The following is a 13668-nucleotide window of genomic DNA, read 5'->3' on the forward strand; positions in this document are numbered from 1 at the left end:
CGGCACCCCGACAGAGAACTACGACCGGATCTTCTTCATCTCGGGGTCGACGAGCGGTTCGGCCACGACGGTGGCGGGGATACGCCGACCGAAGTACTCGATCTCGACCGCGGTGTCGACCGTCGCGCCGGCGGGCAGCCACGCGTACGCGATCGGCGCCCCGACGGTGTGGGCGAACGAAGCGCTGGTGACATAGCCTGCTGGCTTGCCGTCGACGAAAACGGGTTCGTGGCCCAGCACGACCGACGTGCGGTCATCGATCATCAAGCACGCCAGCCGCCGGGTCACGGTGTCATCGGAGACACCCTCGAGTGCGTCGCGGCCCACGAAGTCACCCTTCTGCGGGCGGACCGCGAAACCGAGACCGGCCTCATAGGGATTGTGCTCGGTGGTCATGTCGGAGCCCCACGAGCGGTAACCCTTCTCCATCCGCAGACTGTTGAACGCGGCACGGCCGGCGGCGATGACCTCGTACTTCTGCCCCTCCGCCCAGAGCACGTCCCACAAACGTTGCCCGTAGTCGGCGGAGGTGTACAGCTCCCAGCCGAGTTCGCCGACATAGGACAGCCGCATCGCGGTGACCGGGATTCCGCCGATCCGGACCTGCTTGGAACGAAAGTATTTGAAGTTCTCGTTCGCGAAGTCGTCCCGGCTGATCGCCTGCACCAGATCCCGGGCACGAGGTCCCCACAGGCCGATGCAGCAGGTGCCGCCGGTGATGTCGCGGACCTGGACGGTACCGTCGTCGGGCGCCTGGCGGCGGAAGTAGTCGAGGTCGAGGTTGCCGTTTGCGCCGATCTGAAAAACGTTGTCGGACAAACGTGCAACGGTGAGATCGCTGCGCACCCCACCAGCGGCGTCGAGGGCGAGGGTGTAGGTGACGGACCCGATCGACTTGTCCATCTTGCTTGTGGTCAGGCGTTCGAGCAGGGCAAGGGCGCCGGGGCCGGAAATCTCGAGACGCTTGAGCGGTGTCATGTCGTACATCGCCACCGAGGTGCGGGTTTTCCACGCCTCAGCCGCGGCGATGGGGGAGTGGAACTTCGCTGCCCAGGGCTCGCGGGCCGGCGGCTGCCACTCGGTGGGAAGCTGCTGGACCAGGTGGGCGTTTGCTTCGTACCAGTGCGGGCGCTCCCAGCCGGCGCCCTCCAGAAAGACTGCGCCGAGCTCCTTCTGCCGAGCGTGGAACGGGCTGACCCGTACGTCACGAGGTGAAATTTTGGGCTGCAGGGGATGCAGAACATCGTAGATTTCGACAAAGTTCTGCTGGGACGTCTCGCTGACGTAGTCGGGGTCGAGCTGAAACTCCTCGAAGCGGTGCACGTCGCAGCCGTGCAACTCGACCTCGGAGCGGCCGTCGACGAGCAGCTGCGCGACGGCCCGGCCGACACCGGCGGAATGCGTCACCCAGACTGCTTCGGCGATCCAGAATCCGGCGATGTCGGGGGACTCGCCGATGAGCGGTCCGCCGTCAGGGGTAAAGGAGAAGACCCCGTTGAATCCGTGCTCGATCTTCGCGGTCTCGAGGCAGGGAAGTAGCAGTTTGGACTGCTCCCACGACGGTGCGAAGTCCTCTTCCGTGAACGCCAGCATCGACGGCATGTCGGAGTCGGAAATCTCGTCGCTGTCGGTCAGCCCGCGGGTGTCTACCGGCATCGGACGGTGCGCGTAGGTGCCGATGCCGAGGCGGTCTACGTGCTCGCGAAAGTAGAGGTCCTGATCCTGGTGCCGCAGGATCGGGAAGCCCGCCTCGGCGAGTTCGGTGTTGCGACCGACCAATTCGGGAATCTGACCGGTTTTCGCGTACTGGTGCGCCAGGGGGAGCAATGGCACGTCCATGCCGATCAGCTCACCGACGTCGGGGCCCCAGAACCCGGCGCAGGACACGACGATGTCGGCAGGTACTACGCCGTGATTGATGGTGACTCCGGTAACCTTGCCGCCGGAGTGCTCGATACCGATTACCTTCGTCGACCCCTGGAACACCGCGCCGCGGGCTTCTGCCCGCCGGGCGAGCGCAACGACGACACGGGAGGCCTTGGCGAGTCCGTCGGTCTCGACGTACAAGCCGCCGAGGACCCGCTTCTCGTCGAGAAGCGGGTGGAGCTTCGCGCACTCGGCAGGGTCGAGGATGCTGCCGTCGATACCCCAGGAGGTGGCCCAGCCCTGTTTACGGTGTAGGTCCGCGAGTCGCTCTTCGGTGGTGGCGACCTCGAGTCCACCGAGCTGGTTGAAGCACCATTCGCCGTCGACGTCCAGGCTCATGAACTTCTCGACGGTGTATCGAGCCAATTCAGTCATCGTCTTGGACGCGTTGGTCTGGAACACGAGGCCCGGTGCGTGCGACGTCGAGCCGCCGGTCAGTGGCAGCGGCCCCTGGTCGAGGACGGTGATCTTGTCCCAGCCCCGAGCTGTGAGCTCGTCGGCCAGGTTCGTGCCGACGATGCCGGCTCCGATGATCACTACGCGCGGTGAACCCATGATGGTCCTTCCTGGAGTGGTTGTGCGATCGCCTGCTCCCCGCGGATCGCCTCGGCATGCGCTGTCGCTGTGGGCCGACAGTCGATGTGCTCAGTGAGAACGGATGACCAGCAGCCGCGGGGCAAGTCGACAACTGATATATCAATCACAGTAGTGTGTGTCACAGGGGCGGTCAACCCCTGCCTTTGGGTGGTATCGCCAGACTCGAGGCTTGGGCGCATGAACCCCGGCCGGCGCGGAGGCCCGCCGGGATTCATGCGCGTTCCGCGGTCGGGGAGGCTGCGCTACCGACTGATGCACCGGTAGAAGTGGAGGTCATCATGGAAGTCGAGTGAAGCGATCGAATGAGCGGAGCTGTCGATTTCGGCGGTTGCTCCTGCCGATCGCATTGCAGAAAATGCAGGCTTCGAACCCTGATTTCCGTGCCGATCTCGGCGCTCTTACGGCGATCGGATTCCGACATCCCGCCCCACACCCCATACGGTTCCCTCGTGGTGAGTGCATAATCGCGACACCAATCAATGACCGGGCATGCGGCGCAGATGGCCTTTGCCGCTCGTTCTCGTTGGGCGCGCCGTGGCTTACTTTCCCCGCAGGGCGAGAAGAACACCTCCATGCCTTCCGACCGGCACCGTGCCTGTAGGCGCCAATCCGTTTCCTGCGGGGGTGCGGCGACTGTGGTGACGTTGTGCAAGGACATTCGGCTCCGATGTAGTGCGCGGCAGAAGCGATGGGTAAGCATCCCTCCGACGTCGATGGCGTGGCGCTCAGGCGACCTGGATGCGAGGTATGAATTCGAGCGCCGAGCCAATCGTCAAGGCCCGGCCTTTATCCGGTGGATTCAGGGCGGGCCTCTGACGTTGTGCTGGCCTATCTGTGCGGGGTGCCCACCCGCCGCGGCTTCCGAAGGTCTGTGATCAGTGGATCTCGGGTGATGTCGCGATACAGCGACACACACATGCCGATCATCACCACTGCGAACGGAGCGGCGACGATGATCGTCATCGTCTGCAGGCCGTTCAGTGCGTCCGATCCGCCGGTCCACAACATCAGCATGGCAACGCCTCCAGTGGCAACACCCCAGAACGCGACGGTCGAGCGGGTCGGTTCCAGCGTTCCACGTTGGGACAGTGTTCCCATGACTACCGAAGCAGCGTCCGCGCCCGAGACGAAGAAGATTGCGACCAGCGCCATCACGAGAAGTGACGATGCGCCAGCAAGTGGCAGGTTGTCCAGCATGCCGAACAGTTGCGATTCCGGAGTGCCACGAGAGAACAGGTCGGTACCGTCACGCTGTTCGCCGATAGCAGCCCCACCGAACACTGCGAACCATACAAGGCTCACGGAACTCGGGATCAGGATTACTCCGACTACGAACTGGCGAATGGTCCGGCCTCGGCTTATCCGAGCCAGGAACATACCGACGAACGGGGTCCACGAGATCCACCATGCCCAATAGAAGATGGTCCAGGAGGAGAGCCACGTTTCGGTCGCCGCATCGCCGGATGCAGCCGAGCGCGCCGACATGCTGGCAATCTGGGAGGCGTAGTCGCCCAACGTGGTGGGCAACAGATTCAAGATGAACACGGTGGGGCCGGCGACGAATACGAAGACGGCTAGAAGAAGTGCAAGCACCATGTTGATGTTCGAAAGCCACTGAATACCGCGAGAAATTCCGGAAACGGCCGAGGCCACGAAGGCAAGGGTGAGTATAGCCACGATCGCGATGACAAGGAGAGTCCCGGCCTCGCCAATCCACCCGAGAACCTCTACGCCGGAGCCGATTTGGAGTGCTCCGAGGCCAAGTGAAGCGGCAGTGCCGAACATTGTGGCGAAGATGGCCAAGATGTCGATGACCTTGCCGATCGGCCCCTCGGCGCGGCGGCCGATCAGCGGAATGAAGGACGAGCTGATGAGCTGCTTGCGCCCCATCCGGTAGGTGCCGTAGGCGATCGACAGACCAACCACTGCATACATCGACCACGGGTGTAGTCCCCAATGGAACAGCGCGGTCGCCATCGCGGTTCCCACCGTGGAATCGGTGATTCCAGGTGGCGGCTGGACGAAATGAGTCAGCGGTTCCGTCACGCCCCAAAAAATCAGACCGATTCCCATGCCGGCGCTGAACATCATCGCAACCCAGCTGACGGTCTTGAACTCTGGCTTCTCCCCATCCTTGCCGAGGGTGATTCGCCCGTACCGGCTCAGCGCCAGCCACAGCGCGAACAAGACGAATCCTGTGGCGGAGACGACGAATAGCCAGCCAAGGTTAGTCACCACCCAGTCCAGAATCGACGACATCGTGTTCGTCAAGGTCGCCGGCCATAGCAGTCCCCACCCCAGGATCGCCCCCACGATGGCGGTTGTAATCCCGAACACCACGCGGTCGGTCTTCTTCTCGGGTGCGACGCCCTCCGCCTCGTCGACGGCGCGAGGATCGGTGGCCCCGTCGACGGCGCGAGGATCGGGGGCCAAGTCGTCCGCGCGGGGGGTGGTGGCCCCGTCGACGGGGCGGGGGTCGACTACCTCGCAGCGGCGTGATTGGTGGGGGGTCGCTTCCGTATCCGCATCGAGTGAGTTGCCATTTGTTGTCACATCGGTCTCCCTGCAGCACATCGCTGAGTAGGTTTGTGAACGGAGTCCGGACTGCCCGGTGCGAGGCGTCCCGGTCCCGAATTGTGTTGCTTATAGCGCAACGACGTTTTCTATGGGGAACAACACTGCGGCCAACTGTGATCTATGTCAAGTCCGGCGACCAAAATGACATAAATCACTAATTTGCGAATTCACGCTCTCTGCGAGAAGTTGACACCTGCTGGCCAGAGCATGGGCGAGGTCGATTCCTCACGTACTCCGCTCCCTGAAGGTCGTTGGCACGGTCTCGTTCGCTGGTTCGTAGGACCGCGAACGAGCTATGCGTAGGCCATGGACATGCCGAGCCTCGCTTGTGTCGACGCCGATTGATATATTAGTACTTAGCAAGTTGGTACGACAGGTGTCCGGATCGGCCCAGGAGGCGGCGGGCATCCGTGGAGAGCGTCGGCCAGAATGTCGACTCGGTCGACACGCTGATCGGGGTGGGTCACCACACTGATCGGTGAACCCACGAGGGGTCTATGCCCGACACCAGGGCGTCCGTCAGCACCAAGAGAACTTTCGTATAGTTGCTTCATGACCAACAGCAACGGAGCGCGGGCTACTGACGGCGGTGTCCAGTCGGTAGACCGGGCATTTCAAGTGCTGGAGGTTCTCGCCCGCAATGGTGAGGTCGGGGTCAGTGCGATCGCCGCGGAAATCGGGGTGCACAAGTCCACGGTGTCCCGTCTGCTGGCTTCGCTGGAAGAGCACGAAATGGTTGTGCAAACCTACGACCGGGGAAAATACCGCCTGAGCTTAGGCATCCTGCGCCTCGCCGCGTCTGTTCCCGAACGGCTCGAGATAACGGAGCAGGGCCACGCCGTATGCGAGCGACTCGCCGCGAAACTGGGCGAAACCGTGAACGTCGCCGTTCTACGTTCCCGCTATGCCATCCACCTCGACCAGGTACGAGGGCCCGCCTCCGTGGGCACACAGAATTGGATCGGCGAGCCGACACCGGTGCACGCGACGGCAAGCGGAAAAATACTCCTTGCCCACTTGGACGTGCACCAACGGCATGAAGTCCTGGGCGCAACGGTGCTCGAGCGGTTTACCGAGGACACCATCACGTCGGTCGAGGCGCTCGACGAGGAACTGGACGCGGCCAGGAGTCTCGGCTACGCCGTAGTCGTCGAAGAGTACGAGAAAGGGCTGAATGCCATCGCGGCGCCGGTCCGGGGCTACGACGGCAGAATCGCGGCCGCGCTGAGCGTCTCCGGGCCTGTGTACCGCTTCACCGAGGCCCGGATGCGCCTCGTGGTGCCGGATGTCATCGCGGCGGCCGCCGAGATCAGCGAACGGATGGGCTTCCGGCAATCCGTCACGCCCAGCGCCTGAACTCGCTCGATCTGACACTGCCTCGGAGCGGAGAGCCACCACGCGTCAGCCCGGTCCGATGCCCTCTGCCATCTCGACGACGTTCGTGAGCAGCATCGCCCGCGTCATCGGACCGACACCGCCTGTTGCCCCGCTGAGCTTTCCTGCGACGCGGTCGACCGAGGGATGCACATCGCCCAGAATTCCCTCCACCGTGCGGGTGATACCCACCGACAACACAGTGGCACCTGCGCGGATCCAGTCCGGTTGCACCAGGTTGGCAACTCCCGCCGCAGCAATCACGACGTCGGCATCGCGCGTGTGAGTAGCCGTGTCGACCGTCGCTTCATGGCACAGGGTCACCGTGGCATGTTCGCTGCGGCGGGTCAGCATCAGCCCGAGTGGCCTACCAACAGTTACACCACACCCGATGACGCAGAACCGAGCGCCGGTGATCGGGACATCGTGATGACGAAGTAATTCGATGATGCCGCGGGGGGTGCACGGCAACGGTCCCGGCATCCCGAGCACCAGACGCCCGAGATTCGTCGGGTGCAACCCGTCCGCATCCTTTGCGGGATCGATCAACGCAAGGATCCGGTGGGTGTCGATGTGCTTCGGCAACGGCAGTTGAACGATGAAGCCGGTGCACGAATTGTCCGCGTTCAGCCGCAGGACGGCCGCCTCGATATCTTCCTGTGCAGCGGTCGCCGGCAGGCGAACCTCGAGGGAATTCAATCCGATGCTTCGGCAGTCGCGGTGCTTCGCGGCGACGTAGGCATGGCTGCCGGGGTCGTCGCCGACGAGAATGGTTCCCAAGCCAGGCCGGATTCCCTGCAATTGCAGCACTGCGATCCGGTCGGCCAGGTTGTCCTTGATCTGCGCGCTGACGGCCTTGCCGTCGAGCAGTGTCGCAGTTGCCACGGAATATGCCTTTCTGGGTGACGAATAGGTGAAATGGACCAGTGCGGCGAGTTGTCGGTCGTACACGAAACGCCTGACCCGATTGGCGACTGAAGTCGCGTGGGGTGCGGTGGTCGCTCTCGAGGGGCGCGAAGACCAAGAGATACGTCGTCGGACCGGGAGGGGTCGTCGCAATAACAGATGGATTACCCTGACGACAATTGATATATCAGACGCAGAATAGCTTAGACCGGCGGAACCGGCGGGTCAACGCCCCTGCGGGGCAGTTCGTGGGGACTCATGAGTCGCCCAGCTTGCATCGGTCGCGGATCGCCTCCCGGCGGACGCAAAGGCGTGCCGACGTTGCGGGCGGCCGACAACGTGGAGTCTCCGCTATTCATGGTGTGACTAGGAGTTTCAGTGAAAATTCCCGTGTCCTTGTTCCCTTGCGGTTGCTGAGGAGTTGCGAGCATCCATCAGTTCGGCGGGACGCGCAGCTCCTCTTGACACTGCGCTATGACCATTGTCACACTGTTGCGTAACGCAGGACTTGTTTCGCATCGCGCTACAGAGAGGCATCTTATGCTCGAGGTCTGTCCGCTAGCCTCCTTACCTCGCGGTGACGCACGCCGCGTCGACACCTCCCCCCCGATCGCCGTGTTTCACACCGACGATGGTGAGGTGTTCGCAATAGACGACACTTGCTCGCACCAGGACGCCTCGTTGGCAGACGGCTGGCTCGAGGGATGCGAGGTCGAGTGCCCACTGCATGCGTCGAAGTTCAACCTTCGAAGCGGGGCGGTCGATGCGCCACCCGCGAAGCTACCCGTGCGAACTCATGAGGTCCTGATCAAGGACGAGGTGATCTACGTGGAGGTCAGCACCGAAGCGCCGAACCTGCCGCCCGATATTCGTAGCCGCCTCAACGCGGAGGGGAACGCATGAAAAGTATCGCCGTCATCGGGGCATCCCTCTCCGGTCTCAGTGCCGCGCGTGCCCTGCGCGCACAGGGTTTCGAAGGTGAGCTGAACATTGTCGGAGCGGAGCGCAACCGGCCTTACGACCGGCCGCCGCTGTCGAAGGAGTATCTGGCCGGAGACATCGACGAAACCTGCCTCACTTTGGAACCGGAAGGGGAAGACCTTCAGGCGAATTGGATGCTCGGACTGTCTGCAACAAACCTCGATGCCGGCACCCGCAGCGTCACGCTCAGTGACGGTTCACAGCTGGCCGCCGACGGCTTCGTCCTCGCCACCGGTTCACGTGCGAGGGCGTGGCCGGACACCGAGCATCTAGCCGGCGTCCATGTCCTACGCACAATCGACGACGCAGACCGGCTGCGCGCAGAACTCGTCCCCGGCGCCACACTGGTAGTCATCGGCGCCGGCTTCATCGGCGCCGAGGTCGCCTCCACAGCGCGCAAGCTGGGACTGGACGTCACAGTCGTCGAGGCTGCCCCTTCACCGCTCATCGGCGCACTCGGTCCGCAACTGGGATCCGCCGTCGCCCGTCTCCACGGCGACAACGGCACCAGGTTGCACTGCGGAGTCGGCGTCGCGGGGTTGACCGGTGCACACCGTGTGACCGGCGTCGATCTTGTCGACGGCCGTCACCTGCCCGCCGACGTCGTCGTCGTGGGCATCGGCGGGATCCCGAACACCGAATGGCTCGCAGGGAGCGGCATCGAACTCGGTAACGGCGTGCTGTGCGACCGCGGCGGCACCACCTCGATCCCAGGCGTTGTTGCAGTCGGCGACTGTGCAGCCTGGATGGACACATCCGGCGCCCACCGCCGCGTCGAGCACTGGACCGGCGCCTCGGAACGCCCGGCGATCGCAGTGTCGTCCCTCCTCTCGGGTGAGTATCAGGGTCAGCAGGTCAAGCCACCGTACTTCTGGTCCGATCAGTACGGTTCGCGTATCCAATTCGCTGGAATCGCCGGGCCCGACACCGAATTCACCATCGAAGAGGGAAGCTTGGAAGCAGGAAGCTTCCTCGCCGTCTACCGCCGAGACGGGCAACCCGTTGCAGTCCTCGGCGTCGACCAGGTCCGCCTGTTCACCCGCTGGCGCCGCCAACTCTGCGCGCTGCCGGCACCGCTCTGAACCTTCTTGTAGACCTTCTTCCAGCCCGCAGATCCACGAGATCAACCACTAAGGGAGACCCCACAGTGACAACCACGCACCTGCCCGAGAGTCTCATCTCCACGCTCCCGGGAACCTATTACACCGACAGCGACATCTTCACGCTCGAACAAGAGAAGGTCTTCGAGCAGATGTGGTTCTGCGCTGTACGGTCGGGTGATCTCGACAAGCCCGGGGCTTTCAAGACCGTTCAGGTCGGTCGTGAAAGCGTCATCGTGACACGATCCAGGACCGGCGAGATCCGTGCCTTCCTCAACATCTGCGCCCACCGCGGCGCCCGACTGTGCATGGAAGAGAGCGGAGAGGTCAAGAGGTCTTTCCAGTGCCCGTACCACGCATGGACGTACGACCTCGAAGGCAAGCTTGTCGCGGCGCCCAACCTGACCAAGATGCCCGACATCGACCGTGTCGAGTACGGACTGAAGAAGGTGGCAGTGCAGGAATGGCTCGGCTACGTCTGGCTCAATCTCGCCGACGAGCCCGAGTCGTTCGATCGGACAGTCATTCAGGACATTCGAGACCGACTCGGCGACGTGGAATCGATCGATCGATACAAGATCGCTGACTTGGATCTCGGCCGTCGCATCGTCTACGACGTGAAGGCCAATTGGAAGCTCATCATCGAGAACTTCATGGAGTGCTACCACTGCGCGACGATCCACCCGGAACTGACCGAGGTGCTGCCGGAATTTGCCGACGGCTATGCGGCGCAGTACTACGTCGGGCACGGTGCCGAGTTCGGTGAGGATGTCGAAGGGTTCACCGTCGACGGCTCGGCCGGTCACGACGTCATCCCCGGTATCGCCCCGGAGCAGGACCGGCGCTACTACGCGATCACCGTGCGACCGACGGTGTTCGTCAATCTCGTCCCCGATCACGTCATCGTCCACCGAATGTTCCCACTGGCGGCCGACCACACCATCGTCGAATGCGACTGGCTGTACCTGCCCGACGTGATCGCGAGCGGAAAGGACCTCGACCGCTCCGTGGAACTGTTCCATCGGGTCAACCAGCAGGACTTCGACGCGTGCGAGCGGTGCCAGCCCGCGATGGCCTCGCGCCGCTACCGCGACGGTGGTGTGCTCGTGCCCAGCGAGCACCACATCGGCGAGTTCCATGACTGGCTGAAGGAAAAGATCGCTCACTGATTGCCCCGCAACGCTGACCGCTCCACGGATCGAGAGATCCGTGGAGCGGGCACGCGGCTGCGATACTGCACCTTCGGGTACCGCAGCCCGCCGTTGCTGGTCCGTCACGCGGCACTATGCCAAATCCGATGCAGCTGAGGGTTCTTCGTGATCAGAACGGATGCGGCACCACGTCGTTGTCCTGCCTGGCATCCGAGTTGCATGAATTGCCAGATATTTTCGCAAAGTCTTGACTCGTTCCAGATTGGTAGGTCATAGTGTACGCAGAGCAATTGCGTGCGGCCGAGCTGCGTGTGACGCGTCCTCGAGTGGCAGTGCTGGAGGCAGTGCAAAAAAATCCACACGCCGATACGGAGACGATCCTCGGAGAAGTGCGTGCAGTGCTTCCCGGTGTGTCTCAGCAGGCGGTGTACGGCATTTTGCACACGGCGACTGCTGCCGGTTTAGTGCGCAAGATCCAGCCGGCGGGTTTGGTCGCTCGCTACGAGACGCGGGTCGGTGACAACCACCATCACGTGGTCTGCCGGTCCTGCGCAGCCATCGCGGACGTCGATTGCGCTGTCGGTGAGTCACCGTGCCTGTCCGCTGTCCACGACAACGGATTCCATGTCGACGAGGCGGAGGTCATCTTCTGGGGCCTGTGCGCCAACTGCTCGACATCGCTCACCTCGTAGCGCTCATTCATCAACAGCCCGAATTATCCCCTTTTGGAAGGAAAGCCGTGTCTGACACCACCCGGACTCTCGCAGAAGAGCACCCGCCCATCGCCGAGGCCCAAACGGAACCTGCGGAGAGCGGCGGCTGCCCCGTCGCGCACGGTCGGCTCGAGCATCCGACTCGGGGCGGCGGTAACCGTGACTGGTGGCCGAACCAGCTCAACCTGAAGATCCTGCAGAAGAACCCCGCCGTGCGGAATCCCATGGACGAGGACTTCGACTACACCCGGGAACTCGAGAACCTGGACTTCGAGGCCCTGAAACGGGACATCGAGGAGGTTATGACGACCTCGCAGGACTGGTGGCCCGCCGACTACGGCCACTACGGTCCGCTGTTCGTCCGGATGGCGTGGCACGCCGCGGGGACCTACCGCGTTACCGACGGCCGCGGTGGTGCCGGCGCCGGGATGCAGCGCTTCGCGCCGCTGAACAGCTGGCCCGACAACGCCAACCTCGACAAGGCACGGCACCTGCTGTGGCCGGTGAAGAAGAAGTACGGCAAGACCATCTCGTGGGCCGACCTGATCGTCTTCGCCGGCAACTGCGCCCTCGAGTCGATGGGCTTCGAGACTTTCGGCTTCGGCGCGGGCCGGGTGGATCAGTGGGAGCCCGAGGAAGACGTCTACTGGGGCCCGGAACTCACCTGGCTCGGCGACGAGCGTTACACCGGTGACCGGAACCTCGATAAGCCGCTCGGTGCGGTCCAGATGGGTCTGATCTACGTCAATCCCGAAGGCCCGAACGGTAACCCGGATCCCGTCGCAGCATCACGGGACATCCGCGAGACGTTCGCGCGGATGGCGATGAACGATGTCGAAACTGCTGCACTGATCGTCGGCGGACACACCTTCGGCAAGACCCACGGCGCCGGACCGGCCGATCTGGTCGGTCCCGAGCCCGAGGCTGCTCCGCTCGAGGAACAGGGTCTGGGCTGGAAGAGCGCCTTCGGCACGGGTAAGGGTGGCGACACCATCACCAGTGGTCTCGAGGGTGCCTGGACGCCGACCCCGCGGACGTGGGACAACAGTTTCCTCGAAACCCTGTACGGGTACGAGTGGGAGCTGTCCACGAGTCCCGCCGGTGCGTGGCAGTGGATCCCGAAGGACGGCGCCGGTGCGGGCACCGTGCCCGATGCGCACGATGCGTCGAAGACTCATGTGCCGGTGATGCTGACGACGGACCTGGCGCTGCGAATCGACCCGGCTTACGAGAAGATCACCCGCAACTGGCTGGAGAACCCGGATCAGCTCGCCGACGACTTCGCCAAGGCGTGGTACAAGCTGACGCACCGTGATATGGGCCCGATCGTCCGTTACCTCGGCCCGCTCGTGCCGGACGAGACCCTGCTGTGGCAGGACCCCATCCCCGCGGTCACTCACGAGCTCGTGGATGCCGACGACATCGCGTCGCTGAAGAGTCAGATCCTCGAGTCGGGACTGACTGTTGCCGAGTTGGTCTCGACCGCGTGGGCGTCGGCCTCCTCGTTCCGGGGCAGCGATAAGCGCGGCGGCGCCAACGGCGGCCGTATCCGTCTCGAGCCGCAGGCGAGCTGGGAGGTCAACAACCCGGCCGAGCTCGCCCAGGTGGTGAAGACCCTCGAGGGAATTCAGGAGTCCTTCAATACCGCCCAGACCGGGAACAAGCGGGTCTCGTTTGCCGACCTCGTCGTGCTCGGTGGCGTTGCTGCCGTCGAACGGGCCGCGAAGGATGCCGGACACGATGTCGAGGTGCCGTTCACTGCCGGTCGCACCGATGCCACACAGGAACAGACCGATGTGGAGTCGTTCGCTGCGCTCGAGCCGACTGCGGATGGTTTCCGCAACTACCTCGGCGAGGGCAACCGTCTGCCGGCGGAATTCCTGTTGGTCGACAAGGCCAACCTGCTGACGTTGACCCCTCCCGAGATGACAGTTCTCGTCGGGGGCCTGCGGGTGCTCGGCGCGAACTACAACACCAGGTCGGAAGCGGGCGTCTTCACGTCGAAGCCGGGGACGCTGACCAACGATTTCTTCGCGAACCTGATCGACCTCGGCACGACATGGGCGCCGAGGTCCACGGACTCGGAGATCTACGAGGGCCGCGACCGCGTCACCGGGGAGGTGAAGTGGACCGGAACCCGCGTCGACCTCGTGTTCGGGTCGAACTCCGAACTGCGTGCTCTCGCGGAGGTGTATGCCTCCGATGACGCGAAGCAGAAGTTCGTGCGGGACTTCGTGTCCGCGTGGGACAAGGTGATGAACCTCGACCGGTTCGAGCTCGCCTAACCTGGCGGCTCCACCACCCGTGAGTACTTGTTAACCGCCCGCGGTTAACAAGTACTCA

10 protein-coding genes are annotated in these 13668 nt (G+C 63.5%); 6 read left to right on the plus strand and 4 right to left on the minus strand.

What is annotated here, in order from left to right:
• Positions 1-18: 18 nt before the first annotated feature.
• The 3 genes from L1080_RS02200 to L1080_RS02210 all read right to left on the minus strand — a co-directional run bounded on the left by L1080_RS02200 (position 19) and on the right by L1080_RS02210 (position 4860).
• Positions 19-2481, minus strand: coding sequence for a GcvT family protein (locus L1080_RS02200; protein WP_250771859.1), 2463 nt, complete (start codon positions 2479-2481; stop codon positions 19-21).
• Positions 2482-2734: 253 nt separating this feature from the next.
• Positions 2735-3223: a WhiB family transcriptional regulator gene (locus L1080_RS02205; protein WP_397516960.1), complete on the minus strand. Its 489-nt coding sequence runs from the start codon at positions 3221-3223 to the stop codon at positions 2735-2737.
• Positions 3224-3351: 128 nt separating this feature from the next.
• The gene (locus L1080_RS02210) at positions 3352-4860 is read right to left on the minus strand and encodes a BCCT family transporter (protein WP_159927480.1); all 1509 of its coding nucleotides are present in this window, start codon (positions 4858-4860) and stop codon (positions 3352-3354) included.
• 792 nt (positions 4861-5652) lie between these two features.
• Here L1080_RS02210 and L1080_RS02215 point away from each other — a divergent pair.
• Complete coding sequence (locus tag L1080_RS02215; RefSeq protein WP_159924950.1) at positions 5653-6456, plus strand: IclR family transcriptional regulator; 804 nt, start codon at positions 5653-5655, stop codon at positions 6454-6456.
• 45 nt (positions 6457-6501) lie between these two features.
• Here L1080_RS02215 and L1080_RS02220 read toward each other — a convergent pair whose 3' ends face one another.
• Complete coding sequence (locus L1080_RS02220) at positions 6502-7359, minus strand: bifunctional methylenetetrahydrofolate dehydrogenase/methenyltetrahydrofolate cyclohydrolase (protein WP_109335297.1); 858 nt, start codon at positions 7357-7359, stop codon at positions 6502-6504.
• 561 nt (positions 7360-7920) lie between these two features.
• On the opposite strand from L1080_RS02220, the gene L1080_RS02225 reads away from it, so the two are divergent.
• The 5 genes from L1080_RS02225 (at position 7921) to katG (ending at position 13610) form a co-directional block, all read left to right on the plus strand.
• A complete protein-coding gene (locus tag L1080_RS02225; protein WP_109332655.1) occupies positions 7921-8283 on the plus strand; it encodes a bifunctional 3-phenylpropionate/cinnamic acid dioxygenase ferredoxin subunit in 363 nt (120 codons plus the stop codon).
• The gene (locus L1080_RS02230; protein WP_159924953.1) at positions 8280-9443 is read left to right on the plus strand and encodes an NAD(P)/FAD-dependent oxidoreductase; all 1164 of its coding nucleotides are present in this window, start codon (positions 8280-8282) and stop codon (positions 9441-9443) included. The genes L1080_RS02225 and L1080_RS02230 overlap by 4 nt, the downstream gene beginning before the upstream one ends.
• A gap of 65 nt (positions 9444-9508) precedes the next feature.
• Positions 9509-10630: an aromatic ring-hydroxylating oxygenase subunit alpha gene (locus L1080_RS02235; protein ID WP_159924954.1), complete on the plus strand. Its 1122-nt coding sequence runs from the start codon at positions 9509-9511 to the stop codon at positions 10628-10630.
• Positions 10631-10884: 254 nt separating this feature from the next.
• Positions 10885-11304, plus strand: a complete 420-nt coding sequence (locus L1080_RS02240) for a Fur family transcriptional regulator (protein ID WP_250772068.1) — start codon at positions 10885-10887, stop codon at positions 11302-11304.
• Positions 11305-11351: 47 nt separating this feature from the next.
• On the plus strand, positions 11352-13610 hold the full coding sequence (gene katG, locus L1080_RS02245; RefSeq protein ID WP_250771856.1) for a catalase/peroxidase HPI: 2259 nt from the start codon (positions 11352-11354) through the stop codon (positions 13608-13610).
• Positions 13611-13668: the final 58 nt, after the last annotated feature.

The sequence above is a fragment of the Rhodococcus sp. MSC1_016 genome (assembly GCF_023667485.2).
Classification (GTDB): Bacteria; Actinomycetota; Actinomycetes; order Mycobacteriales; family Mycobacteriaceae; genus Rhodococcus_F; species Rhodococcus_F oxybenzonivorans.

What these genes read in the sequence shown, in the direction of transcription:
- L1080_RS02200 (WP_250771859.1), bottom strand. Translation starts at nt 2,481, where the DNA reads ATGGGTTCACCGCGCGTAGTGATCATCGGAGCCGGCATCGTCGGCACG.
- L1080_RS02205 (WP_397516960.1), bottom strand. Translation starts at nt 3,223, where the DNA reads ATGCTTACCCATCGCTTCTGCCGCGCACTACATCGGAGCCGAATGTCC.
- L1080_RS02215 (WP_159924950.1), top strand. Translation starts at nt 5,653, where the DNA reads ATGACCAACAGCAACGGAGCGCGGGCTACTGACGGCGGTGTCCAGTCG.
- L1080_RS02225 (WP_109332655.1), top strand. Translation starts at nt 7,921, where the DNA reads ATGCTCGAGGTCTGTCCGCTAGCCTCCTTACCTCGCGGTGACGCACGC.
- L1080_RS02230 (WP_159924953.1), top strand. Translation starts at nt 8,280, where the DNA reads ATGAAAAGTATCGCCGTCATCGGGGCATCCCTCTCCGGTCTCAGTGCC.